The sequence below is a fragment of the Pseudokineococcus sp. 5B2Z-1 genome (assembly GCF_037482305.1).
Taxonomy (GTDB): domain Bacteria; phylum Actinomycetota; class Actinomycetes; order Actinomycetales; family Quadrisphaeraceae; genus Pseudokineococcus.
The window spans coordinates 537286-561675 of the sequence record NZ_JBBHZG010000001.1 but is presented as its reverse complement, the minus strand read 5'-3'; the positions used below and the strand labels follow the sequence as shown (position 1 = coordinate 561675).

The following is a 24390-nucleotide window of genomic DNA, read 5'->3' as shown; positions in this document are numbered from 1 at the left end:
GTGCCGAACCGCCTGGCCGCCTCGACGAGCCCCTACCTGCTGCAGCACGCGGACAACCCGGTCGACTGGTGGGAGTGGGGTGCGGAGGCCTTCGCCGAGGCGCGACGGCGCGACGTCCCCGTCCTCGTCTCCGTCGGGTACGCGGCGTGCCACTGGTGCCACGTCATGGCGCACGAGTCCTTCGAGGACCCGGAGGTGGGGCGCCAGCTCGCCGAGGGCTTCGTCGCCGTCAAGGTCGACCGGGAGGAGCGCCCGGACGTCGACGCCGCGCTCATGCGCGCGACGACCGCGCTGACGGGCCAGGGCGGCTGGCCGATGACCGTCCTCTGCACGCCGGACGGCGAGCCGTTCCACGCCGGCACCTACTACCCGCCGCGCCCCCACCCGCAGATGCCGAGCTTCCGCCAGCTGCTCGACGCCGTCACGCAGGCGTGGACCGACCGGCGCGCGGAGGTCGTCGGCCAGAGCGCCCGGATCACGAGCGCGCTGGCCGAGCGCGCCCGCGCCGCGGCGACCGCGGACGGTGCCCCGCCCGACGCCGCGGCCCTGCAGGCCGCCGTCCGCGCGCTGGCCGCGGAGGAGGACCAGGCGCACGGGGGCTTCGGCGGCGCCCCGAAGTTCCCGCCGTCGGCGGCGTGCCTGTGGCTCCTGCGGCACGCCGCGAGCGGGGCGCCCACCGCCGAGGAGGCGCTCGGCCTCGCCGGTCGCACGCTGACGGCGATGGCGCGCTCGGGGACCTACGACCAGGTGGCGGGCGGTTTCGCCCGCTACGCCGTCGACGCCGGCTGGGTGGTGCCGCACTTCGAGAAGATGCTCTACGACAACGCCCAGCTCGCCCGCGCCTACCTGCACTGGTGGCGCCTCACGGGCGAGCCGACCGGTGCGCGCGTCGCCGCGGAGACGTGCGACTGGATGCTCGCGGCGCTGCGCACGCCCGAGGGCGGCCTCGCCTCCTCCCTGGACGCCGACACGGCGGTCGAGGGGCCCGACGGGCGGAGCCACGGCGTCGAGGGCGCCACCTACGTCTGGACGCCGTCGCAGCTCGTCGCCGTCCTCGGCGAGGACGACGGCGCCTGGGCCGCCGAGCTGCTCGGCGTCACGCCCGAGGGCACCTTCGAGCACGGCACCTCCACCGCGCGGCTCCTGCGGGACGTCTGGGCCGACCCCGCCGAGGCCGCCCGGTGGACGGACGTGCGGGCGCGGCTGCGGGCCGCCCGCGCGCAGCGCCCCCAGCCCGGGCGCGACGACAAGGTCGTGCTCGGGTGGGACGGGCTGGCGGTGGCCGCGCTGGCCGAGGCGGGGGTGCTCCTCGAGCGCCCCGACCTCCTGGCCGCCGCCGTCCGCTGCGCCGACCTCCTGCTCGCCGTGCACCTCGACGACGACGGCCGGTGGCGGCGCACATCCCGCGACGGCCGGGCCGGGCCCTCGCGCGCCGTCCTCGAGGACCTCGGCGACCTCGCCGAGGGGCTGCTGGCCCTCCACGCCGCGACCGGGGACCCGGCCTGGGCGGAGACGGCCGAGGCCCTGTGCGCCGAGGTCCTCGCCGAGCACGCGGGCGACGACGGCGCGCTGGCCGACGTCCCCTCCTCGTCCGACGACGCCGTGCTCGCCCGCCTCGGCCACGCCGCCGACCCCACGGACGGCGCGGCGCCCTCGGGGACGAGCGCCGCGGCGGGGGCGCTGCTCGCGGTGTCCGCCCTCACGGGGTCCGACACGCTGCGCGCCGCGGCGGAGCGCGCCCTGGCGCCCGCGGGGGCGCTCGCCGCCACCGCGCCGCGCTTCGCGGGGTGGGCCCTCGCCGTCGCCGAGGCCCTGGTGGACGGGCCGCGCGAGGTCGCCGTCGTGGGTACCGCCGCGGCCGACGACCCCGAGGGGCGCGCCGCCGCCGACGAGCTGCACCGCACCGCCCTCGCGGGGACGGCGCCCGGCCTCGTCGTCACGCGGGGACGGCCGGGAGCCGACCAGCCCCCGCTGCTGCGCGGCCGGGGGCTCGCGGGCGGTCGCGCCACCGCCTACGTGTGCCGGGGGCACGTCTGCGACGCCCCCACCACCGACCCCGCGGTGCTCGCCGCCGCCGTCGGCGCCCGCCGCTGACCGCGCCCCTGCAGGGGGCGATGTGTGGCCATGTCGCCGTCGGGGGCGCGGGACGGGGGCGACGTGTGGCCATGTCGCCCCGTCGACGCCGTCCCGCGGGGCGACATGGCCACACATCGCCTGCGGGGCGCGGGCGGAGGGGCCGCCGCTCGGCGCCGCGACGGCGCGACCCGCGCCCCGCCCCGGCGTCAGGACGTCGGCAGGTCCCCGCTGTAGAGCGCGAGCGAGGCCGCGACGTAGTGGCAGACGAAGGCCACGACGGTGAGCGCGTGGAAGATCTCGTGGAACCCGAAGTACCGCGGGCTGGGGTCGGGCCGCTTGAGGCCGTAGACGAGCGCGCCGGCGGTGTAGAGCAGGCCGCCGACGACGACGAGGACGAGCACGGCGGGCCCGCCCCCCTCGAGGAACTGGGGGAGGAAGGCCACGGCGACCCAGCCCATGGCGACGTAGGCGGGCACGTACAGCCAGCGCGGGGCGCCCACCCAGAAGATGCGGAACGCGATGCCGGCGAGGGCGGCGATCCAGGCCACGAGCAGGAGGACGCGCTGGGGGCCGGGCTGCAGGAGCAGGACGGCGAAGGGCGTGTAGGTGCCCGCGATGATGAGGAAGATGTTCGAGTGGTCGAACCGCTTGAGCAGCACCTGCGTGCGCGGTGACCAGCGTCCGCGGTGGTAGAGCGCGCTGACGCCGAAGAGCATCGCCGCGGTGAGCCCGAAGACCGCCATCGCCCAGCGGCTCTCGGTCGTCGGCGCGAGGCTGACGGCCACGATCCCCGCGGCGAGGACGAGCGGGAACATGCCGAGATGCAGCCATCCCCGCAGCAGGGGCTTGACGGCGCCGCCCGGCCCGCGCCGCCCGCCGTCGCCGGCGGTGGGCGCCGTCCGCGCCTCCTTGGGGCGGCCCGGGTCGGCGGAGCGCAGCGCCCCATCGTCGTCGGGCTCGGGCGCCGTCGGGACGCCCCCGCGGCCGCTGCCGCTGCGCGCCTGGTCCACGTGGCCTCCTCCGCACCCGGGTCGGCGGGCGCCGCCGGCGTCCGCCCGTGCTGTCGCACCCGCCCTCCCCGCAGGACGACCGGACGAGCGTAGACGTGCCCGGGGCGGGCGCCCGCCGCCGCCGGGGGCGCGACGGCGGCGCGGGAGTAGCGTGCGGTGCGTGGCCCTGCGCGACCTCCTCTACCGGGCCTACGAGCGGCGTCTCGTGGCGTCGGTCGGCCGCAGCCCGGAGAGCCCCCACCACGTGGGGGTCATCCTCGACGGCAACCGCCGCTGGGCGCGCCAGTCGGGGCTCGCCGCGCACGCGGGCCACCGCCGCGGCGCCGACAAGATCATCGACTTCCTCGGCTGGTGCGAGGACGCGGGCGTCCGCGTGGTCACGCTCTACCTGCTCTCGACGGACAACCTCCGGCGCGACCCGGACGAGGTCTCCGAGCTCCTCGGCATCATCGAGGACGCCGTCCTCGGCCTCGTCGCCACCGGCCGCTGGCGCGTGCACCCCATCGGCGCCCTCCACCTGCTGCCCGCGGAGACGGCCGAGCGGCTGGCCGCGGCGGCGGCCTCGACGCGCGACGACGGCGGCCTCCACGTCAACGTCGCCATCGGCTACGGCGGCCGCCAGGAGATCGCCGACGCGGTGCGCTCGCTGCTCCGCCAGGAGGCGGCGGCCGGGCGCACGGTGGAGGAGCTGGCCGAGGTCGTCACCGTCGACCACATCGCCGAGCACCTCTACACCAAGGGCCAGCCCGACCCGGACCTCGTCATCCGCACCTCCGGCGAGCAGCGGCTCTCGGGCTTCCTGCTCTGGCAGAGCGCGCACAGCGAGTTCTACTTCTGCGAGGCCCTCTGGCCCGCCTTCCGGCGCGTGGACCTGCTGCGCGCGCTGCGCGCCTACGCCGCGCGCGAGCGCCGCTACGGCTCCTGACCCCGTCGACGACGCCGGCGCCGTGTCGCCTGAGGAGCCTCGTCGTCCCCGGCGTCCTCGTCGTCCGAGGGGCCCCGTCGTCCCACGAGCCTCGTCGTCCCCACCCGTCACGGGTGTCGCGCGCCCCGCTCGCCCGTCCGCGCGACGCGCCCGCGCGCTGCCCGGCGCGGCGACCGCTCGGGTCTAGCGTCGGGAGCGGCGGCGGACCGACCCGTCGCCCCGGGAGGTCGGACGTGGCGCACGCCCCAGCAGCACCCGTGGACGGGGAGCCGGCCGCCGCCGCGCCCGCCCGCCGCGGGGCCGGGGGGGCGCTCGCGGCACGGCCCGCCCCACCGGCCCAGCCCGTCGAGTAGCCGCCCGCGCGGCTGCGCGCGGGCGGGTGAGGAGCACCTCGTGGCCACCACCCCCGCGCGCACGTACGTCCTCGACACCTCCGTCCTCCTCTCGGACCCGCACGCGATGCTGCGCTTCGCCGAGCACGAGGTCGTGCTGCCGCTCGTCGTCGTCGTCGAGCTCGAGGCCAAGCGCCACCACCCGGAGGTCGGCTACTTCGCGCGCACGGCCCTGCGTCTCCTCGACGACCTGCGCGCCCGCCACGGCCGCCTCGACGGGCCGGTGCCCGTGGGCGCGGACGGCGGCACGCTGCACGTCGAGCTCAACCACGTCGACCCGACCTCCCTGCCGGCCGGGCTGCGCCTCGGCGACAACGACTCCCGGGTGCTCGCCGTCGCGCGCAACCTGTCGGCCGAGGGGCGCGACGTCGTCGTCGTCAGCAAGGACACCCCCATGCGGGTCAAGGCGTCCGCCCTCGGGCTCCCCGCCGAGGAGTACCGCGCCGACGCCGCGGTCGACTCCGGGTGGACCGGCCTGGCCGAGCTCGACCTCGACGAGGCGGCGATGGCGCAGCTGTACGGCGAGGAGCGGCTGGAGGACCCGCGCGCGGCCGAGATGCCCGTCCACACGGGCCTGGTGCTCCTCAGCCCGCGCGGCTCGGCGCTGGGGCGGGTGGCGGCGGACAAGTCCGTGCGGCTCGTCCGGGGCGACCGCGAGGTCTTCGGCGTCCGGGGCCGCAGCGCCGAGCAGCGGGTCGCCGTCGACCTGCTGCTGGACCCCGACCTCGGCATCGTCAGCCTCGGCGGGCGGGCGGGCACGGGGAAGTCCGCGCTCGCCCTGTGCGCGGGCCTCGAGGCCGTGCTCGAGCGCCGCACGCAGAAGAAGGTCGTCGTCTTCCGGCCCCTGTACGCCGTCGGCGGCCAGGACCTCGGCTACCTGCCGGGCACCGAGGCCGAGAAGATGGGGCCCTGGGCCCAGGCCGTCTTCGACACCCTGGGGGCGCTCGTGAGCCCCGAGGTCGTGGAGGAGGTCATGGCCCGCGACCTGCTCGAGGTGCTGCCGCTCACCCACATCCGCGGCCGCAGCCTCCACGACGCCTTCGTCGTCGTCGACGAGGCGCAGTCCCTCGAGCGCGGCGTGCTGCTCACCGTCCTGTCGCGCATCGGGCAGGGAAGCCGCGTGGTCCTCACCCACGACGTCGCCCAGCGCGACAACCTCCACGTGGGTCGGCACGACGGCGTCGCCGCGGTCATCGAGAAGCTCAAGGGCCACCCGCTCTTCGCGCACGTGACGCTCACCCGCTCGGAGCGCTCGCCCGTGGCCGCGCTCGTCACCGAGCTGCTGGAGGGGCTCGAGCCGTAGGTCCCGGACGGGCGTCGCGGTCGTCACCAGCGGTGACGACGTCGCGCGTCGGGCCGGTCCTCGGGGGACGGCGGGGCGCTCCCGGCCTCACCGCGAGTAGCACAGCGCGCGGGCCGGCGCACGCCGGTAGCGCCGCGTGTTTTGACCCGTGACCGTTCCGTGATGCACGGTGGCTCCTCCGCGCGCCCGCCGGGTGCGCCCGAGGAGAGGTCGTCCGCACCGTGGGCCGCCACCGCCAGACCGACCGCGCACCGTGGCAGCGACGCCGCCCGACCGACCGCACCTCCGCTCACCCCACCGCCCGGAGGGGGCCCGCCCGGCACGCCGCCGCCCGCGCGGCGGGCAGCGCCCGCAGCGCCCTGCTCAGCCGCGCCGGGCGCGTCGCGACCGCCGTGCTCCTCGCCGGCGGGGTCGTCGCCGCGGGCACGGGCGCCGTCACGGCCTCCGGCCCGGCGACGACCGCGGAGGGGTCGAGCACGCCCCTGCTGGCGCCCGCGTCGGCGGACGCCCCGCTCGACCTGCCGGAGGACGGCCCCGGGGAGCTGCGCGCGGAGCGGGCCGAGGCGTCGGAGCACCGCGCGCACGTGCGGGCCGCGCAGGAGGCCGAGGCCGCCCGTCGCGCGGCCGAGGAGGCGGCCGCCCGAGAGGCGGCGGAGCGCGAGGCCGCCGAGCGCGCCGCGGCCGAGGAGGCCCAGCGCCGCGCCGACGAGGAGGCCGCCGCCCGCGCGGCCGAGGAGGCGCAGGCGGAGCGCGAGGCCGAGGTCGCCGCGGCGAGCCGCAGCGCGCAGCGCGACCCCCGCGGCGTGGCCGCCTCGATGGTCGCCGACCGCGGCTGGAGCTCGGACCAGATGTCGTGCCTGGACCAGCTCTGGACGAAGGAGAGCGGCTGGCAGTGGGACGCCGACAACCCGACGTCGAGCGCCTACGGCATCCCGCAGGCCCTGCCCGGCAGCAAGATGGCCAGCGCCGGCGCCGACTGGGAGACCAACCCCGTCACGCAGATCACGTGGGGCCTGCAGTACATCGCCGACGTCTACGGCACCCCGTGCAGCGCCTGGAGCCACAGCCAGGCCACGAACTGGTACTGAGCCCCTCGTGCGTCCCGGGCGCGTCAGCGCTGCGGCGGCCGCGTCATGGCGAGGACGTCGAGGGCGCTGTCGAGCTGCTCCTCCGTGACCTCGCCGCGCTCGACGAAGCCGAGGGCGACGACGGCCTCGCGCACCGTGACGCCGTGGGCGACGGCGTGCTTGGCGACCTTGGCGGCGGCCTCGTAGCCGATGACGCGGTTGAGCGGCGTGACGATGGACGGCGAGGACTCGGCGAGGGCGCGGGCGCGCTCCTCGTCGGCCTCGAGCCCCTCGACCGTGCGGTCGGCGAGGATCCGCGAGCCGTTGGCGAGCAGGACCACGGACTCGAGCACGTTGCGCGCCATGACGGGGATGGCGACGTTGAGCTCGAAGGAGCCGCTGGCCCCCGCCCACGCCGTGGCGGCGTCGTTGCCGACGACCTGCGCGCAGACCATGAGCACGGCCTCGGGGACGACGGGGTTCACCTTGCCCGGCATGATCGAGCTGCCCGGCTGCAGGTCGGGGATGCGGAGCTCACCGAGGCCGGTGTTCGGCCCCGAGCCCATCCACCGCAGGTCGTTGCAGACCTTCGTGAGGCTGACGGCGACCGAGCGCAGCGCGCCCGAGAGCTCGACGAGGCCGTCGCGCGCGCCCTGCGCCTCGAAGTGGTCGGGCGCCTCGGTGACCGGCAGGCCCGTGTCCTGCGCCAGCAGCTCGATGACGCGCTGGGGGAAGCCCGCGGGCGTGTTGATGCCGGTGCCGGTGGCCGTACCGCCCAGGGGCACCTCGGCCGTGCGCGGGAGGGCGGCCCGCACGCGCTCGGCGCCGTAGCGCACCTGCTGGGCGTAGCCGCCGAACTCCTGCCCGAGCGTCACGGGCGTGGCGTCCATGAGGTGGGTGCGACCGGCCTTGACGACGCCGGCCCAGGCGTCGGCCTTGCGCTGCAGGGCGTCCGCGAGGTGCTCGAGGGCGGGCAGCAGCTGGTGGACGACGCCGGACGTCGCGGCCACGTGCACCGACGTCGGGAAGACGTCGTTGGAGGACTGCGAGGCGTTCACGTGGTCGTTGGGGTGCACGTCGCGGCCGAGGCGGCGGGTCGCCAGCGTCGCGAGGACCTCGTTGGTGTTCATGTTCGACGACGTGCCGGAGCCCGTCTGGAACACGTCGACGGGGAACTGGTCGTCGTGGGCGCCGGAGGCGACCTCGTCCGCGGCGGCGGCGATCGCGTCGGCGACGTCCTGGTCGAGGACGCCGAGCTCGGCGTTCGCCTGCGCCGCGGCCTTCTTGATGCGGGCGAGGGCCCCGACGTGGACGCGCGAGAGCGTCGTCCCGCTGATGGGGAAGTTCTCGACCGCGCGCTGGGTCTGCGCCCGGTAGAGGGCGTCGGCGGGGACGAGGACCTCGCCCATGGTGTCGTGCTCGACCCGGTAGCCCTCGGGGGCGGGGGAGCCGGCCTCGCCGGTGGTGGTCGTCGGGGTGTCCGTCATGGCCGCCATCGTGCCGTGCCCGCGGGGGCGGCGCGGGACGCGGCGCGGGTGACCAGCGCCACCCCCGCGGGCCGGCTGCGAGGTCGTGGCCCGACAGGGGCACCCGGCGCGGGGGCCGACGCGCCGGGGCCCCGCGAGCGCGCGCTCGCAGGGCCCCGGCGGCCCCGGCTCAGCCGGTGCGCCCGCCCACGGTCTCGCGCTGCTCCTGCGCCGTCTGCACCTGCTCGGCGCGGTCCTCCGCGGCCATCTCCGTGAGCCGGCGCCCGGCCTCCTCGTCGCGCGTGAGGTTGACGCCGGTGCTCGGGTCGAAGACGTGCACCTTGCGGCTGTCGAGCCAGAAGTCGGCCTCGCGGCCCTCGCGGATGCGGCTCGTCGCGTCGATGGAGACGACGGCCTGCGTGCGCAGCGCCTCGCTGTCGAGCTCCTTGGAGAGCTCCTTGAGCTTCTCGGTGATCTCCGGGGACGCCTCGTAGGGCACGTAGGCGTACTGGGAGTCGCCCAGCCACTCGGTGACGTCGACCGGGGCCCGGAAGACCGAGCCGAGGTGCTTCTTGCTCTCGTCGACGAGCGAGGCGTCCTCGAAGGCCTCGGGCCGGATGCCGACGAGGAGCAGCTCGTGGCCCTCCACCCTCGCCATCCGCTCGGCGTCGAGGTCCACCCGCCCGAAGGCGGTCATGAGGTGGTCGGCCTCCACGCGGGCGGGGATGAAGTTCATCGGGGGGGAGCCGATGAAGCCCGCGACGAAGAGGTTGACGGGCTGCTCGTACAGCTCACGCGGCGAGGCGACCTGCTGGATCTCGCCCTTGCGCAGCACGCACACCCGGTCGCCGAGCGTCATGGCCTCGGTCTGGTCGTGCGTGACGTAGACGGTCGTGATCCCGAGCCGGCGCTGGAGCCGCGCGATCTCCGTGCGCATCTGCCCGCGGAGCTTCGCGTCGAGGTTGGACAGCGGCTCGTCGAAGAGGAACGCCTCGGCGTGCCGGACGATCGCGCGCCCCATCGCGACGCGCTGGCGCTGGCCGCCGGAGAGGTTGGCGGGCTTGCGCTCCAGGTGCTCCTGGAGCTCGAGGACGTCGGCCGCCTCGGTGACGCGGCGGCGCACCTCGGCGTCGTCCTTCTTCGCCAGGCGCAGCGGGAAGGCGATGTTCTCGAAGACGGTGAGGTGCGGGTAGAGCGCGTAGTTCTGGAAGACCATCGCCAGGTTGCGGTCGCGGGGCGCCTTGTCGTTCACCCGGTCCCCGCCGATGAGCATGTCGCCGCCGCTGATGTCCTCCAGCCCGACGATCATCCGGAGCAGGGTCGACTTCCCGCACCCGGACGGGCCGACGAGGATCATGAACTCGCCGTCGGCGATGTCCAGGCTGACGTCGTTGACCGCCTGGAACCCGTCCCCGTACTCCTTGACGATGTTGCGCATCTCGATGGTGGCCATGGGAGCTGCTCCTCAACCCTTGACGGCGCCGTTGGTGAGCCCCGCGACGATCCTCTGCTGGAAGAGCAGCACGAGGACGACGACGGGGATGGTGACGATGACCGAGGCCGCCGCGATGGGGGCGGTCGGCTGGGAGAACTGGCTCGCGCCGCTGAAGAACGCCAGGGCGGCGGGCACCGGCCGGGCGGCCTCGCTCGAGGTGAGCGTGATGCCGAACACGAAGTCGTTCCAGATCATGAAGAACGTCAGGATGGCGGCGGTGAAGACGCCCGGGGCCGCCAGTGGGACGATGACCCGCCGGAAGGCCTGCCACGAGGTGGCGCCGTCCACCTGCGCCGCCTGCTCCATCTCCCACGGGATCTCCCGGAAGAACGCCGAGAGGACGTAGACCGAGAGCGGGATGGAGAAGGACAGGTAGGGGATGATGAGGCCCGGCCACGTGTCGAACAGGCCCACCGTGCGCCAGAGGTTGAACAGCGGCGTCGCGATGCTGATGATCGGGAAGACGGTGATCATCAGGGCCACCCCGAGCACGAGCCGCTTGCCGGGGAAGTCCAGGCGCGCCACGGCGTAGGCAGCGAGCGTGGCCACCACCACCGACGTCAGCGTCGCGATGAGGCTCATGCCCACCGAGTTGCGCAGCGCCGTGAGGAACAGGTCCGAGGACAGGACGATCCGGTAGTTCTCCAGGCTGAGCGCCGACGGGAGGAACTGCTGGTTGTTGATGTCGTCGCCGCCCTTGAACGACAGCGAGGCGATCCAGAGCACCGGGACGAGGGCGTAGGCGATGATGAGCACGGAGCCGACGAGCCAGAGCACCGAGCTCCTGCGAGAGGTCCCCACGGCTCACGCACCCCTCTGCGACAGGTCGGTCTTGAAGCCCTTGACGAACATGACGGCGATGAGGATGACGAGGACGGCGAGGATGACGCTGACCGCCGACCCGAGGCCGATCTGCACGCGCGAGATCGTCTGCCGGTAGGCCAGGAACGACAGCGTCTCCGTCCCCTGCGCGCCCTGCGTCATGATGAACACGTTGTCGAAGATGCGGAACGCGTCGAGGGTGCGGAACAGGACGGCGACCATGATGGCCGCCTTCATGTTCGGCATGACCACCTTCCGGAAGCGCTGCCAGGCGGTGGCGCCGTCCACCTTCGCGGCCTCGAGGTAGTCCTCGGGGATCTGCGCGAGCCCCGCGAGGAGCAGCAGCGACATGAAGGGCGTCGTCTTCCAGATCTCCGAGAGGGAGATGACGAAGAGCGACGGCAGGGTGTCCCCGAACCAGTTGAAGTCGCCCAGCCCGAGGAGCGGGTTGACGAAGCCGTACGCCGGGGTGAAGGCGTACTGCCAGGCGTAGGCGGAGACGACGGTGATGATGCCGTAGGGGATGAGGATCGCCGTGCGGAGCACCTTGCGGAGGAAGAGCGCGCGGTGCATGACCATCGCCAGCGCGAAGCCGAGCACGAACTCGACGACGACGGTGAAGACGGTGATGCCCGCCGTCACCCCGAACTGCCGCCAGAAGAGCCCGTCCGAGAGCACCGTGGCGTAGTTGCCGAGACCGGCGAAGGAGCGGTCGGCGGGCGCGGTGAGGCGGTAGTCGAAGAGCGAGAGCCAGATCGCGTTCGCGATGGGGTAGCCGGTGACGGCCACCATGAGGACGAGCGCCGGGGCCACCAGCAGCACGCCCAGACGGCGCTCGTGCCGGGTCCGGTCGCTGTGCTGGACCCTTCGGGGGCGGTTCGGGGCGGACCGGGCGCGGGACGTCGTCTCGTCCCGAGCCACGGACGCCCCTGCCGGGACTGCTGTGCTCATCGGTCGCTCCTCACAGCAGCTGCTGGTTGGACAGGACGCCGCGCATGAGCCGCGCGGTCGCCTCGGGGGTCGTCTCGGGGTCGAGCTCGTCCGGCGGGTGGTAGCCCGCCTGGAGCACGCCGGTGACGTCGCCGTAGTAGGGCGTGACCGGCCTCGGGGCGGCGTCGACGAGGCCGCTGCGGATGTCCTCCCACATGGGGAAGGCCTCCTGGACCTCCGGGTCGTCGTAGACCTCGGCCAGGGACGCGGGGTCCCCGGCGCCGAGCATGTGCTCCTTCTGGCTCTCCGCGGACCGCAGGCAGCGGACGGCGTCGACGGCCAGGTCGGGGTGCTCGGAGAAGGCGCCGACGCTGAGGCTCACGCCGCCGATCGGCGTCGCGCTCTCGATCTCCGGGTCCACGCGCGGGTACCGCGTCCAGGCGACGTCGTCGCTGAAGTCGGCCGGGACGACGCCCGACTCCTCCGCCGCCGCGAAGGCGGCCCAGACGTACGGCCAGTTGACCATGAAGCCGCCCGAGTCGCTCTGGAAGGCGGCCCGGGACTCCTCCTCGCCGGCCGTCGCCAGCGCCGGCGGGGCGGCGGGGGAGCGCGCGAGGTCGGACATGATGCGCGCGGCCTCGGCGCCCGCCGGGCTGTCGATGGTGGGGACGACCTCGTCGGCGGACTGGGCCTCGTCGCCGTCCTCGAGGATCGTCCCGCCGTCGGACTCGACGAGGGCGTTGACCCAGACCATGAGGCTCTCGTTGCGGCGCCCCTGCGCGGCGACGGTCGTCCCCGTCTGCTCCGCGGCGTCGATGATCTGGTCCCACGTCACCGGCCGGCTCATGTCCAGGCCGGCCTCCTCGGCGACCGACTTCTTGTACCAGAGCAGCTGGGTGTTGCCGAAGAAGGGCGCTGCGTACAGCTGGTCGTCGAAGGTCGACTGCTCGACGGGCCCGTCGAGCACCCCCTCGGTGAACTCCTCGCGCTCGGCGTCGGTGAAGGCCCGCAGGAAGCCGGCGTTGGCCAGCTCCGCCATGTAGGGCGGGTCGAGGCTGATGACGTCGATGGAGGAGTCCTCGGCCGCGAGGCGCCGGAGGATCTGCTCGCGCTGCCCGCTCGCGTTGTTGGGGAGCAGGACGGTCGAGATCGTGTAGCCCTCCGCCTCCTCCGAGCACCGCTGCGCGATCGACTCGTCGTTGACGTTGTTGATGTACCAGCTGAGCTCGGGCACGGCCCCGGCGTCGTCGCCGCACGCCGTGAGCAGGCCGCCCGCGAGGGCGAGCGACAGGGGCACGGCGGACCTGGTCCTGGCCCTCGTCCTGCGTCGTCCGGCGCTCGCGGCGCCGTCGGGTGGTGGCACGGGAACCCCCTCTCCGCGGCGCTCCGTCGCGCCGCAGACCACGACGCACCGTTGCGCCGTGCGGGGATGATCGTCCTCCTCCGCCCCTTTCGCCAGGGGAGCCGAGGCGCCTGCGCGGTGCGGCCCGGGAGCGGGCGCGAGCGCTGCGCCCGCTCCCGGGCCGGACCCTCAGCAGAGCGCGAGGTCCGCGCGGGTCGGCGGGTCGGCGCCGGGCCGGGAGACCGTGACGGCCGAGACGTCCGTGGCGGCCGCGACGCACTCCCGCAGCACCTCGAGGTCGACCCCCGCGAGGGCGTCGCGGCGCTCGCCGCCGAGGAGGCCGGCCGACCACAGGGCGTCGACGAGGCCGCCGGTGAAGGAGTCGCCCGCCCCGACCGTGTCGGCGACGTCGACGACACGACCCGGCTCGTCCACCTCGCCGGCCGCGCACACCGCCAGTGCGCCGTCCCCGCCGCGGGTGAGGACGACGACGGCCGGCCCGAGGCCCAGCCAGGAGCGGACGGTCTCCTCCGGCGCGCGGTCGGGGAAGAGCCACTCGGCGTCCTCGGCGCTGAGCTTGACGACGTCCGCCGTCGCGACGAGCGCCTCGACGCCGGGGCGTGCCGCCTCCGCCGTGCCGATGATGCTCGGGCGCAGGTTGGGGTCGTAGACCACCGTCGTCGTGGGCCGCAGGGCGTCGAGCAGGCGCGAGACCTGCGCCGCGCCGGGCTCGAGGGCCGTGCCGAGCGACCCGGTGCAGACGACGAGCGGGCGCTCGCCCGCGGCCAGGACGTCGGCGAGGACGTCCTCCGGCAGCGACCACTCGAGGTCGAACTCGTACTGCGCGCCGCCGTCGGCGTCGAGGTGCGCCTGCGCCGTCGACGTGCGGGCGCCCTCGGCCACAGGCAGCAGCGGGGCGGCGAGCTCGACGCCCGAGCCGCGCAGGTGCGCGAGGACCGTCCGGCCGCGCTCGTCGTCGACCAGGCGCGTGAGCAGCGTCGCGCGCCGCTCGAGCCGGGCCAGGCCCAGGGCGACGTTGGCCGGGCTGCCGCCCGGGTGCTCGCGGGTCGTCGCGCCGCCGGCGCCGTCCTCGCGGTGGACGACGTCGACGAGGGCCTCGCCGACGACCAGCGCCGCGCGCCCGTCCGCCGCGCTCACGCCCGGGGCTCCGCGGGCGCCGCCGCCCGCTGCTCGGGGCGGGGCCGGCCGAGGTCGGCCTCGTAGGCCTGCAGCTTGGCCACCTGGTGCTCGCTCTCGACGACGCGCACGGTGCCCGACTTCGAGCGCACGACGAGGCTCTGCGTCCGCACGACGCCGGGGGCGTACCGCACGCCCTTGACGAGCTCGCCGTCGGTGATGCCGGTGGCGACGAAGTAGCAGTTGTCCCCGCGGACGAGGTCGTCCGTCGTGAGGACCCGGTCGAGGTCGTGCCCGGCGTCGACCGCCCGCTGGCACTCGGCGTCGTCCGTCGGCCACAGCCGGCCCTGCAGCGACCCGCCGAGGGCCTTGAGCGCGCAGGCCGCGATGATGCCCTCCGGCGTGCCGCCGATCCCGAGCATGAGGTCGATGCCCGTGCCGCCGCGCGCCGCCATGATGGCGCCGGCGACGTCGCCGTCGGCGATGAGGTGCACGCGCGCCCCGGCGTCGCGGACCTCGTCGAGCAGGGCGCGGTGGCGGGGGCGGTCGAGGACCACGACGGTGACGTCCTCGGGACGCAGCCCCTTGGCGCGGGCGACGAGCCGGATGTTCTCGGCCGCCGGCAGGCGGATGTCGACGACGTCCGCCGCCTCGGGGCCCGTGGCGAGCTTGTCCATGTAGAAGACGGCGCTCGGGTCGTACATCGCCCCGCGCTCGGCGACGGCGAGCACCGCGACGGCGTTGGGCATGCCCTGCGCGGTCAGGCGCGTGCCGTCGATGGGGTCGACCGCGACGTCGCACTCGGCGCCCGTGCCGTCGCCCACCTGCTCGCCGTTGAAGAGCATGGGCGCCTCGTCCTTCTCGCCCTCGCCGATGACGACGGTGCCCTGCATCGCGACGGTGCTGATGAAGCGGCGCATGGCGTTGACGGCGGCGCCGTCGGCGCGGTCCTTGTCCCCGCGGCCCACCCAGCGGCCCGCCGCCATGGCGGCCGCCTCGGTGACGCGCACCAGCTCGAGGCCGAGGTTGCGGTCGGGGGAGTGCTGGTCCACGACCAGCGAGGCGGGCAGCGAGCTCTGCGTCACGGGGCCTCCGTCGTCGCGGCGGGTGGGCGCGGGCGGTCCCCGAGGAGGGGCGGCCGCCGGCGGCGCGAGCCTAGCGGCGGGGGGAGCACGGGACCGGCGCCCGCGGGGGGAGGTGCGCCACGTCGGACGGCGGTCGGCGGCCGGTCCTCGCGACCACCGGGGGCGAGGGCCGGGCGCCGCGGCGCCGGGGGATGATGGGGAGCGTGAGCACCGCCGCGCCCGAGCCCGGGCGGCCCGTCGCCGCGTCGACGGAGCGCCCGCCCCAGCCGCCGCCCCGCCGCCCCCGGCCCCGGCAGACCGCGCGGGACATGGTCGTCTCGCTCGGCGTCATCCTCGCCTGCGCCGCGGTCGTGCTCCTCTTCCTGCCCCGCCCCCAGGCGGTCGAGCAGCCGCCGGTCGACGTCGCCGGCGCCGCCGCCGGGGCCCAGCAGCGCGTCGGCTTCCCGGTGCCCGTGCCCGCCGTCCCGGACGGCTGGACGCCCAACGCCGCGCGCGTGGACAGCGGGCCGGACGGCGTCACCACGTGGGTCGTCGGCTGGGTGACGCCGTCGGAGGAGTACGCGGGCCTGCGCGTCGCGGGCTCGGCCACCGAGCGGTGGGTGCGCGACGTCACCTCCGCCGGCACCGAGGAGGGCGTGCAGGACGTCGACGGCGAGGGGTGGCGCGTCTTCTCGGCCGCGCCCGAGCGCCGCTCCGACCCGCCGCGGCGGGCGCTCGTGCGCGAGGAGGGCGGCACGACCACCGCGGTGCTCGGCACGGCGGAGTTCCCCGAGCTGGTGGAGCTCGCCGCCGCCGTCCAGGCCGCGCCCGTCGGCTGAGGAGCGCTCGTCAGCGGGCGCCGGCGGTCCGGCTCGGCGCCGGGAGCGGCGGTCAGCCCCGGTCGGCGTCGGCGGAGGTCGCCTCGTCCAGGCGGCGGCGGGCGCCGTCCAGGTGCTCCTCGCAGCGCGAGGCGAGGGCCTCGCCGCGCTCCCACAGGGCCAGCGAGCGCTCCAGCGGCGTGCCGCCCGCCTCGAGGGCCGCGACCACGCGCACGAGCTCGTCGCGCGCCTGCTCGTACCCGAGGGTGGAGGGCGCCGGGAGGTCGGCGAGGTCGCCCGCCGTCGCGCCGGCGGCCGCGGGGGAGTCGTCACGCGCCATGCGCCGAGCCTAGGCGCCGGGCCGGCGGGCCCCGCCCCTCCGTGCGGGGGGCGATGTGTGGCCATGTCGCCGCGGTGGGCCCCCTGCGGGGGCGATGTGTGGCCATGTCGTCCCGGTGGGCCCCCTGCGGGGGGCGACGTGTGGCCATGTCGTCCTCGGCGGCCCTCGTGAGGGCGACATGGCCACACGTCGTCGCGGGGAGCGGTCGGGCAGGGGCGACATGGCCACACGTCGCCCCGGTGGGGCGCGGGTCAGGCGAAGGGGTCGAGGACGCGGCCCTCGGCGTCCACCTGCGCCTCGACGTCGACGACGAGCTCGCCGGTGGCCAGGCGCACGCGCAGCTGGTCGCCCGGGTCGGCCTCCAGGGAGCTGCGCAGGACGCGGCCGTCGGCGTCCTGCACGACGGCGTACCCCCGCTCCAGGGTGGAGGCGGGCGACAGCGTGCGGACGGCGCGGCGCAGGCCGGCCACCTCGGCGGCGTCGCGCTCGAGGACGGCGGCGACGGCCCGCCGCGCCCGGGCCCGGGCCGCCCCGACGGCCTCGCGCCGCTCCGCCAGGCCGCGGCCGGGGTCGGCGAGCACCGGGCGCGCCCGCAGCGCCCGCACCTGGGACGCCTCCGCGGTGAGCCGGGCGTCGAGGGCGCGGCGCAGCCGGTCGCGGGCTCCGGCCACGCCCGCCAGCTCCTCGGCGACCGCGGGCACGACGCGGCGGCCGGCGTCGGTGGGGGTGGACGCGCGGACGTCGGCGACGAGGTCGAGCAGCGGGGAGTCCACCTCGTGGCCGATGGCGCTGACGACGGGCGTGCGGCACGCCGCCACCGCGCGCACCAGCGCCTCGTTGCTGAAGGGCAGGAGGTCCTCCAGCGAGCCGCCGCCGCGGGCGACGACGACGACGTCGACCTCGTCCGTCGCGTCGAGCTCGGCGAGCGCGCGGGAGACCTGGGCGACGGCGTCGACGCCCTGGACGACGACCTCGCGGACCTCGAAGCGGACGCCGGGCCAGCGTCCGCGCGCCGTGACGAGGACGTCGTGCTCGGCGGCGCTCGCGCGCCCGCAGACGAGCCCGACGACGCGCGGCAGGAAGGGCAGCGGCTTCTTGCGCTCCGCGGCGAAGAGGCCCTCGGCGGCGAGCACGCGCTTGAGCTCCTCGACGCGGGCGAGCAGCTCGCCCGCGCCCACCGGCCGGATCGCGTCGGCGCGCATCTGCAGGCTGCCGCGCCGAGCCCAGAACTCGGGCGTCGCGCGGACGACGACGCGGGCGCCCTCGACGAGCGCGGGGCCGAGGGCGTCGAGCACGCGCACGGACGTGGTGACCGACAGGGACATGTCGACGTCGGCGTCGCGCAGCACGCAGAAGGCGGTGGCCTGCCCCGGGCGGCGGGTCACCTGCACGAGCTGGCCCTCGACCCAGACGGTCGACATGCGGGCGACGTAGTCACCGATCTTGGCCGAGAGCAGGCGCACGGGCCACGGCTGCTCCGCGGTGGTCGCCGCGGCCGTCGCCGGCAGGCTGCGACGGCCCCCGTCGCCGGCTCCGTCCGGGTCCCCGTTCGCGCCCGGGCCGGCGGCGCGGTCCCGGCTCGGCTGCTGGCTCACGCCGTCGACCCTACGCACGGCGCGCCGGTGCTCCGGGGACCCGCGTCTCCCGCGGCCGGGGGCGCGCGGGGAGCGCTGCGTACCCTGGGGGCGTGACCCCCGACGAGCGCCCCGAGCCCCCCGCCGCCCGTCCCGACGCCGCGGGAGCGGTCCCCGTGGACGGCGGCGACGCGCCGACCGGCGACGAGCACGCCGGCGCGTCCGCGCCCGGCGACCACCGCGCCGAGCAGCAGGTCGCCGAGCACGGCGCCTCGTCCGCCGCGGGCGGGGCGCCCGTCGCCGGCGAGGGCGGCGGTCGGCGCGTGCTGCTGGCCGCGCCGCGCGGCTACTGCGCCGGCGTCGACCGCGCCGTCGTCGCCGTCGAGAAGGCGCTGGAGCTGCACGGCAGCCCCGTCTACGTGCGCAAGGAGATCGTCCACAACAAGCACGTCGTGGCGACGCTGACCGAGCGGGGCGCCGTCTTCGTCGACGAGACCGACGAGGTGCCCGAGGGCGCCACCGTCATCTTCTCCGCGCACGGGGTCTCCCCGGCGGTGCACGCCTCGGCGGCGGAGCGGCAGCTCAAGACCATCGACGCGACGTGCCCGCTCGTGACGAAGGTGCACAAGGAGGCCGTGCGCTTCGCCAAGGACGACTACGACATCCTCCTCGTCGGCCACGACGGGCACGAGGAGGTCGAGGGCACGGCGGGCGAGGCCCCCGAGCACGTCCAGCTCGTCGACGGGCCCGAGTCCGTCGACGCGGTCACGGTCCGCGACCCCGAGAAGGTCGTGTGGCTCAGCCAGACGACCCTGTCGGTCGACGAGACGATGCAGACGGTCGAGCGGCTGCGCGAGCGCTTCCCGACGCTGCAGGACCCGCCGAGCGACGACATCTGCTACGCCACGCAGAACCGGCAGGTGGCGGTGAAGAAGATCGCGCCGAGCTGCGACCTGCTCGTCGTCGTCGGGTCGGCCAACTCCTCGAACTCCGTGCGCCTGGTGGAGGTCGGGCTCCAGCACGGGGCCAAGGCCGCCCACCGGGTGGACCACCGGGGCGAGGTCGACGAGGCCTGGCTCGAGGGCGTGACGACGGTCGGCGTCACGTCGGGCGCCTCCGTGCCGGAGATCCTCGTCACCGACCTCCTGGCGTGGCTCGCCGAGCGCGGCTTCGGGGACGTCGAGGAGGTCCGCACGGCCTCGGAGGACCTGCTCTTCTCGCTGCCCCGCGAGCTCCGGGCGGACCTCAAGACCGCCGCCGCGATGCGGGCCTGACAGCCCTCCGGGGCCGTCAGCCGGCGCGGCGGACGCCGTCCGGGCCCCGCTCCCGCTCGGGACGGTCTCGCTCATGACGGTCGGGGGCGGACCGGTCGTCGAGGTCGGCCACCAGCTCCGGGGCCGTGAGCGGCCGCGGCGCGTCGACGAGGGGCTCGGGCGCCGGCAGGTCGTCCTCGACGAGGCCCATGTCGGCGAGGCGCCGCGCCGAGACGAGGACGCGCCGCTCGAGGGTGCCGACCAGGCCGTTGTAGTCCTCCACGGCCCGGTGCAGGGAGCGTCCGAGGGCTGACGTGCCGCGACCCAGGGTCCCGAGGCGGCGGTGGAGCTCGCGGCCCGTGTCGAGCAGGGCGCGGGCGCTGCCCGCGAGGGCGTCCTGCTGCCAGGTCGCCGCGACCGTGCGCAGGAGCGCGAGCAGCGTGGTGGGCGTCGCGAGGACGACGCCGCGGCCCATGGCGTGCTCGAGCAGCGCCGGGTCGGCCTCGCACGCCGCCGCGAGGAAGGACTCGCCGGGCACGAAGCACACGACGAGCTCGGGCGCCGGGGCGAAGGCCTCCCAGTACCGCTTGCCGGCGAGGTCGTCGACGTGGCCCCGCAGCGCCCGGGCGTGGGCCGCGGCCGCGGCCTGCTGGCGGCGCACCGCCGCCCCCGGGTCCTCGCCCGGCCGGGCGGCCTGGGCGGCCTCGAGGAAGGCGGCGAGCGGCGCCTTCGCGTCGACGACGACGCTCTTGCCCCCGGGCAGCCGGACGACGGCGTCCGGCCGCACGCGCCCGCCGTCCGCGCCGGGCGCCGTGACCTGGCGCTCGACGTCGACGCGGTCGAGCATCCCGGCGTGCTCGACGACGCGGCGCAGCTGGACCTCCCCCCAGGCTCCGCGGGCGCTCGGGCTGCGCAGCGCCCCGGCCAGGGCCGTCGTCTCGGTGCGCAGCGCCTCGCCGGAGCGGCGGACGGCCTCGAGCTGGGCCTCCAGGCGGCCCACCTGGGCGGCGCGCTCGGCCTCCAGCGAGCCGACGGTGCGCTCCACGCGCGCCAGGCTGCTCGTGAGCGGCGCCAGGCCCAGGGCCAGCTCGTGCTCGTCCTCGCGCGCCGCCTCGGACGCCCGCGCCCGCTCGAGGGCCGCGTCGCGCTCGGCGACCGCCCTCGCCAGGGCGAGCTCGCCGTCGCGGCGCCCCTCGCCGGCGCCCCGCCGCACCCCCGCCCGGTGCGCCGCGAGGGCGGCGCCGCCCACGAGGGCGGTGAGCACGAGGGCGGCGACGAGGGCGACCGCGAGCGTGGACGTCGTCATGGCGCGCAGCGTGGCAGCGACCCCCGACAGCCCGGACCCCGACGGCCCCAGGGGCGTCGAGAGGCTGCGAAGTCCGCGGGAGAGGACCTCGAGCGCGTCGAGGGGCTACGAACTGCCTCTCTCGGACCCCGGGGGGGCGTCGAGGGGCTACGAAGTCCGGGGAGAGGAGCCCCGAGGACGTCGAGCGGGCGCCGTGGCCGGCCGGGGTGGCGGCCGGGCGCGCTGGCAGGGTGGGCCGGTGACCGCGCCGGACCCCGCACCCGCCAACCGCTGGCTCGCCGAGACGGGCGGCACGAGCGGGGCCGAGTACGCCGCCCGCTTCGCCGCGCTCGAGGCCGCGGGGGAGGACGTGCACGGGGAGGCCGCCGCCGTCGACGCGCTGCTGCCCCGCGGGGCGCGGGTCCTCGACGCCGGCTGCGGCACCGGGCGCGTGGCGCTCGAGCTGGCGCGCCGTGGCCACGCCGTCACGGGCGTCGACGTCGACGCCTCCATGCTCGCCGAGGCCCGCCGGGCCGCCCCCTCGGCGCGGTGGGTCCTGGGCGACCTCCTCGAGGTGGGTCCCGAGGACGTCGGTGCCCCGCTGGACGCCGCCGTCCTCGCCGGCAACGTGCTGGTCTACCTCGCCCCCGGCACCGAGGCCGAGGTCGTCGCCCGGGTCGCCGGCTGGCTCCGTCCGGGCGGGCTCCTCGTCGCGGGCTTCGCCGCGGAGCGCCACGTCGCCCCCGCCGACCTCGGGCGCTGGGCCGCCGCCGCCGGGCTCGAGCCGGTGGCGTCGTGGGGCGGGTGGGCCGGGGAGCCCGCCGGCGGCGGGTGGAGCGTGCAGGTGCACCGCCGCTCCTCGTGACGCCGCCCTCGTGACGACCCGTCCCGCGCGGTGAGGGGCCACGGCCGTCCGCCCCGGCGGCCCCGCGGTGCCGCCCCGCCCCGGCGGCTGGGGCCCGCCCGCCGCGCCCCGTAGGCTCCCGTTCCCGTGGCTCTCACCCTCGGCATCGTCGGACTGCCCAACGTCGGCAAGTCGACCCTCTTCAACGCCCTGACGCGCAACGACGCCCTGGCGGCGAACTACCCGTTCGCGACGATCGAGCCGAACGTCGGCGTCGTCCCCCTGCCGGACCCGCGGCTCGACGTCCTGGCCCGGATCTCGGGCAGCGAGAAGGTGCTGCCCGCCACCGTCTCCTTCGTCGACATCGCGGGCATCGTCAAGGGCGCCTCGGAGGGGGAGGGGCTCGGCAACAAGTTCCTCGCGAACATCCGCGAGGCGGACGCGATCTGCCAGGTCGTCCGCGTCTTCGCCGACCCCGACGTCGTCCACGTCGACGGCCGCGTGGACCCGGCGTCCGACATCGAGACCATCGCCACCGAGCTCGTCCTCGCCGACCTCCAGACCCTCGAGCGCGCGGTCCCGCGCCTCGAGAAGGAGGTCAAGGGGAAGAAGGCCGACCCGGCCGTCCTCGCGGCCGCGCAGGCCGCCGTCGCCGTCCTCGAGCGGGGCACGGCGCTGAGCCACGCCGCCCCGGGCGACGACGTGGACCTCGACCTGCTGCGCGACCTCACGCTGCTGACGACCAAGCCCTTCGTCTACGTCTTCAACACCGACGAGGCGGGCCTGGCCGACACGGCCCGCCGCGCCGAGCTGGAGGCCCTGGTGGCGCCGGCCGGGTGCGTGTTCCTCGACGCGGCCGTCGAGTCCGAGCTGGTCGAGCTCGACCCGGAGGACGCCGCCGAGCTCCTCGCCTCCACCGGGCAGGAGGAGTCCGGCCTCGACCAGCTGGCGCGCGTCGGCTTCGAGGTCCTCGGCCTGCAGACCTACCTGACGACCGGCCCCAAGGAGTCGCGCGCCTGGACCATCCGGCGCGGCTGGACGGCGCCGCAGGCGGCGGGCGTCATCCACACCGACTTCCAGCGCGGCTTCATCAAGGCCGAGGTCGTCTCCTACGACGACCTCGTCGACGCCGGCTCGCACGCCGAGGCCAAGGCGCGGGGCAGGGTGCGCATCGAGGGCAAGGACTACGTCATGGCCGACGGCGACGTCGTGGAGTTCCGCTTCAACGTCTGACCCGCCCCGTCGCCCCCGCCCCGTCGCCCCCGCCGCCCGCCCCGTCGACGCCGCCGCCCGCCCGCGACGCGGGTCGCCGCGGCGACCAGCGGGTGGCGCCCAGGCGTCGCGCAGCCTGCGCCCAGGCGGCCGGGAGGAAGCGCCCGTGCGGTCACGGACAGGTCTCTTTCTGGTCACAGCACCCGCGAGACGCCGGTGGCGGCCGCTCGCGGGCTCGGCGGGTGCTTATCGTCTGCGCCAGCCGGGGTGCTGAGCGCGCCCCAGGCCACCACACCCCACGAGGAGGAACCACATGCGCGTCCCCACGCGGACCACGCGCGCCATGGCCATCGCGATGGCCGGCGTCTTCGCCCTCAGCGCCTGCGGCGGCTCGGACGACGGCGGCTCGGGCGAGGGGGGCGGCGGGGACGGCGGCGCCGCGAACCCCGACGCCACCTGGAGCATGTACATCGGCCAGCCGGAGAACCCGCTGGTCCCGGGCAACACGTCCGAGACCGAGGGCGGCCAGGTCGTCGACTCGCTCTGGACGGGCCTCGTCCAGTACTCCCGCGAGGACACCTCGGTCGAGTACACCGGCGTCGCCGAGTCGATCGAGTCCGACGACCAGCAGACCTGGACGATCACCCTCAAGGACGGGTGGACCTTCCACGACGGCACGCCCGTCACGGCCAGCAGCTTCGTGGACGCGTGGAACTACACCGCGCTGAGCGACAACGCGCAGCAGAACTCGTACTTCTTCGGCAACATCGAGGGCTACGCCGACCTGCAGGCGGAGACGGACGACGAGGGCAACGTCGTCGCCCCGCCGGCGTCGAAGGAGATGAGCGGGCTCGAGGTCGTCGACGACCAGACCTTCACCGTCACCCTCACGAGCCCCTTCGCGCAGTTCCCGCTGACCCTCGGGTACACGGCCTTCTACCCGATGTCGCAGGCCTTCCTCGACGACCCCGAGGGCATGGCGACCGAGACGCCCATCGGCAACGGCCCGTTCATGGCCGAGGCGCCCCTGTCGGACGGCCAGGGCATCGACCTGGTCCGCTACGACGACTACGCCGGTGAGGACGCCGCGCAGTCGGGTGGCGTGAGCTACCGCATCTACACGGACGTCAACACGGCCTACAACGACGTCCAGGGCGGCAACCTCGACCTCGTGGACTCCATCCCGCCGGACGCCATCGCGTCCGCGCAGGACGTCTTCGGCGACCGGTACCTCGAGTCGCCCTCCTCGAGCTTCCAGTACCTCGGCTACCCGCTGTACGACGACCGCTTCTCCGACGTGCGCGTCCGCCAGGCGATGTCCATGGCCATCGACCGGGACGCCATCAGCCAGGCCATCTTCCAGGGCAGCCGCACCGCCGCCGACGACTTCGTGTCGCCGGTCGTCAACGGCTACCGCGAGGGCGCCTGCGAGTACTGCCAGTACGACCCGGAGGCGGCCAAGGCCCTGCTGGCCGAGACCGACTTCGACACCTCGCAGCCCATCGAGCTGTGGTTCAACTCGGGCGCCGGCCACGACGCGTGGGTGCAGGCGGTGGGCAACCAGCTCCGCGACAACCTGGGCGTCGACTACACCCTGCGGGGCGACCTCGACTTCGCCCAGTACCTGCCGCTCGGCGACGAGAAGGGCTTCACCGGCCCCTTCCGCTCCGGCTGGGTCATGGACTACCCGTCGATGCAGAACTACCTCGAGCCGCTCTTCTCCACCGGCGCGCAGCCGCCGGCGGGCTCGAACAACACCTTCTACAGCAGCGAGGAGTTCGACTCGCTGCTGCAGCAGGGCAACTCGGCCGCGACGGACGACGAGGCCGTCGAGCTGTACCAGCAGGCGGACGACGTCCTCCTCGAGGACATGCCGGCCATCCCGATGTTCTTCTCCGTCGTCCAGAGCGTCTGGTCGGAGAACATCAGCAACGTCTACGTCGACCCCTTCACCCGGGTCGACGCGGCGGCCGTCACGGTCAACAGCTGACCCGGGGTAACCTCGACCGCTCCTCACGCCAGGGGTGCGGGTCCC

Annotated in this window: 20 protein-coding genes; 9 read left to right on the top strand and 11 right to left on the bottom strand. The window is 75.9% G+C overall.

All coding sequences use genetic code 11. From position 1 onward, the window contains the following. On the top strand, window positions 1–2094 hold the full coding sequence (locus WDV85_RS02370) for a thioredoxin domain-containing protein (RefSeq protein ID WP_339569084.1): 2094 nt from the start codon (window positions 1–3) through the stop codon (window positions 2092–2094). Between the two features lie 188 nt (window positions 2095–2282). Here WDV85_RS02370 and trhA read toward each other — a convergent pair whose 3' ends face one another. Next, entirely contained in the window at window positions 2283–3086 is an 804-nt protein-coding gene (gene trhA, locus WDV85_RS02365) for a PAQR family membrane homeostasis protein TrhA (protein WP_339569083.1), read from the bottom strand. A gap of 160 nt (window positions 3087–3246) precedes the next feature. Between trhA and WDV85_RS02360 the strand changes: the two genes are divergently transcribed. The 3 genes from WDV85_RS02360 (at window position 3247) to WDV85_RS02350 (ending at window position 6794) form a co-directional block, all read left to right on the top strand. After that, the gene (locus tag WDV85_RS02360; protein ID WP_339569082.1) at window positions 3247–4011 is read left to right on the top strand and encodes an isoprenyl transferase; all 765 of its coding nucleotides are present in this window, start codon (window positions 3247–3249) and stop codon (window positions 4009–4011) included. Window positions 4012–4470: 459 nt separating this feature from the next. Continuing rightward, window positions 4471–5706, top strand: a complete 1236-nt coding sequence (locus tag WDV85_RS02355) for a PhoH family protein (protein ID WP_445263173.1) — start codon at window positions 4471–4473, stop codon at window positions 5704–5706. Window positions 5707–5927: 221 nt separating this feature from the next. Next, window positions 5928–6794 carry a hypothetical protein gene (locus tag WDV85_RS02350; RefSeq protein ID WP_339569080.1) on the top strand — a complete coding sequence of 289 codons (867 nt, stop codon included), beginning with the start codon at window positions 5928–5930 and terminating at the stop codon, window positions 6792–6794. Between the two features lie 23 nt (window positions 6795–6817). On the opposite strand, the gene WDV85_RS02345 is transcribed toward WDV85_RS02350, so the two are convergent. From WDV85_RS02345 to glpX, 7 genes are all read right to left on the bottom strand, one after another. Further along, window positions 6818–8260 (bottom strand): class II fumarate hydratase, encoded by a 1443-nt coding sequence (locus WDV85_RS02345; RefSeq protein WP_339569079.1) that lies wholly within the window; start codon window positions 8258–8260, stop codon window positions 6818–6820. 169 nt (window positions 8261–8429) lie between these two features. Beyond that, entirely contained in the window at window positions 8430–9692 is a 1263-nt protein-coding gene (locus tag WDV85_RS02340; RefSeq protein ID WP_339569078.1) for an ABC transporter ATP-binding protein, read from the bottom strand. A gap of 12 nt (window positions 9693–9704) precedes the next feature. Then, the gene (locus tag WDV85_RS02335; protein ID WP_339569077.1) at window positions 9705–10511 is read right to left on the bottom strand and encodes a carbohydrate ABC transporter permease; all 807 of its coding nucleotides are present in this window, start codon (window positions 10509–10511) and stop codon (window positions 9705–9707) included. Window positions 10512–10538: 27 nt separating this feature from the next. Then, window positions 10539–11507 (bottom strand): carbohydrate ABC transporter permease, encoded by a 969-nt coding sequence (locus tag WDV85_RS02330; protein WP_339569076.1) that lies wholly within the window; start codon window positions 11505–11507, stop codon window positions 10539–10541. Between the two features lie 10 nt (window positions 11508–11517). Further along, complete coding sequence (locus WDV85_RS02325) at window positions 11518–12783, bottom strand: extracellular solute-binding protein (protein WP_339569075.1); 1266 nt, start codon at window positions 12781–12783, stop codon at window positions 11518–11520. A 234-nt stretch (window positions 12784–13017) separates the two neighbouring features. Further along, window positions 13018–13986, bottom strand: coding sequence for a carbohydrate kinase family protein (locus WDV85_RS02320; RefSeq protein ID WP_339569074.1), 969 nt, complete (start codon window positions 13984–13986; stop codon window positions 13018–13020). Continuing rightward, a complete protein-coding gene (glpX, locus tag WDV85_RS02315) occupies window positions 13983–15050 on the bottom strand; it encodes a class II fructose-bisphosphatase (RefSeq protein ID WP_339569073.1) in 1068 nt (355 codons plus the stop codon). The genes WDV85_RS02320 and glpX overlap by 4 nt, the downstream gene beginning before the upstream one ends. Window positions 15051–15253: 203 nt before the next feature. On the opposite strand from glpX, the gene WDV85_RS02310 reads away from it, so the two are divergent. Beyond that, window positions 15254–15868, top strand: a complete 615-nt coding sequence (locus WDV85_RS02310) for a DUF4245 domain-containing protein (protein WP_339569072.1) — start codon at window positions 15254–15256, stop codon at window positions 15866–15868. Window positions 15869–15920: 52 nt separating this feature from the next. Here WDV85_RS02310 and WDV85_RS02305 read toward each other — a convergent pair whose 3' ends face one another. Beyond that, window positions 15921–16187 (bottom strand): exodeoxyribonuclease VII small subunit, encoded by a 267-nt coding sequence (locus WDV85_RS02305; protein ID WP_339569071.1) that lies wholly within the window; start codon window positions 16185–16187, stop codon window positions 15921–15923. Window positions 16188–16438: 251 nt separating this feature from the next. Next, complete coding sequence (gene xseA, locus WDV85_RS02300) at window positions 16439–17782, bottom strand: exodeoxyribonuclease VII large subunit (protein ID WP_339569070.1); 1344 nt, start codon at window positions 17780–17782, stop codon at window positions 16439–16441. Window positions 17783–18084: 302 nt separating this feature from the next. On the opposite strand from xseA, the gene WDV85_RS02295 reads away from it, so the two are divergent. Continuing rightward, on the top strand, window positions 18085–19035 hold the full coding sequence (locus WDV85_RS02295) for a 4-hydroxy-3-methylbut-2-enyl diphosphate reductase (protein ID WP_445263172.1): 951 nt from the start codon (window positions 18085–18087) through the stop codon (window positions 19033–19035). Between the two features lie 16 nt (window positions 19036–19051). On the opposite strand, the gene WDV85_RS02290 is transcribed toward WDV85_RS02295, so the two are convergent. Then, on the bottom strand, window positions 19052–20320 hold the full coding sequence (locus tag WDV85_RS02290) for a DNA recombination protein RmuC (protein WP_339569068.1): 1269 nt from the start codon (window positions 20318–20320) through the stop codon (window positions 19052–19054). A gap of 238 nt (window positions 20321–20558) precedes the next feature. On the opposite strand from WDV85_RS02290, the gene WDV85_RS02285 reads away from it, so the two are divergent. From WDV85_RS02285 to WDV85_RS02275, 3 genes are all read left to right on the top strand, one after another. Beyond that, window positions 20559–21164: a class I SAM-dependent methyltransferase gene (locus tag WDV85_RS02285; RefSeq protein WP_339569067.1), complete on the top strand. Its 606-nt coding sequence runs from the start codon at window positions 20559–20561 to the stop codon at window positions 21162–21164. 126 nt (window positions 21165–21290) lie between these two features. After that, a complete protein-coding gene (ychF, locus tag WDV85_RS02280; protein WP_171201858.1) occupies window positions 21291–22376 on the top strand; it encodes a redox-regulated ATPase YchF in 1086 nt (361 codons plus the stop codon). A 292-nt stretch (window positions 22377–22668) separates the two neighbouring features. Next, window positions 22669–24345 carry a peptide ABC transporter substrate-binding protein gene (locus WDV85_RS02275; protein WP_339569066.1) on the top strand — a complete coding sequence of 559 codons (1677 nt, stop codon included), beginning with the start codon at window positions 22669–22671 and terminating at the stop codon, window positions 24343–24345. Window positions 24346–24390 lie beyond the last annotated feature (45 nt).

Coding starts and splice junctions, on each gene's coding strand:
- WDV85_RS02355 (WP_445263173.1), top strand. CDS start 4,471: ATGCTGCGCTTCGCCGAGCACGAGGTCGTGCTGCCGCTCGTCGTCGTC.
- WDV85_RS02345 (WP_339569079.1), bottom strand. CDS start 8,260: ATGACGGACACCCCGACGACCACCACCGGCGAGGCCGGCTCCCCCGCC.
- WDV85_RS02340 (WP_339569078.1), bottom strand. CDS start 9,692: ATGGCCACCATCGAGATGCGCAACATCGTCAAGGAGTACGGGGACGGG.
- WDV85_RS02330 (WP_339569076.1), bottom strand. CDS start 11,507: ATGAGCACAGCAGTCCCGGCAGGGGCGTCCGTGGCTCGGGACGAGACG.
- WDV85_RS02305 (WP_339569071.1), bottom strand. CDS start 16,187: ATGGCGCGTGACGACTCCCCCGCGGCCGCCGGCGCGACGGCGGGCGAC.
- WDV85_RS02290 (WP_339569068.1), bottom strand. CDS start 20,320: ATGACGACGTCCACGCTCGCGGTCGCCCTCGTCGCCGCCCTCGTGCTC.
- WDV85_RS02275 (WP_339569066.1), top strand. CDS start 22,669: ATGCGCGTCCCCACGCGGACCACGCGCGCCATGGCCATCGCGATGGCC.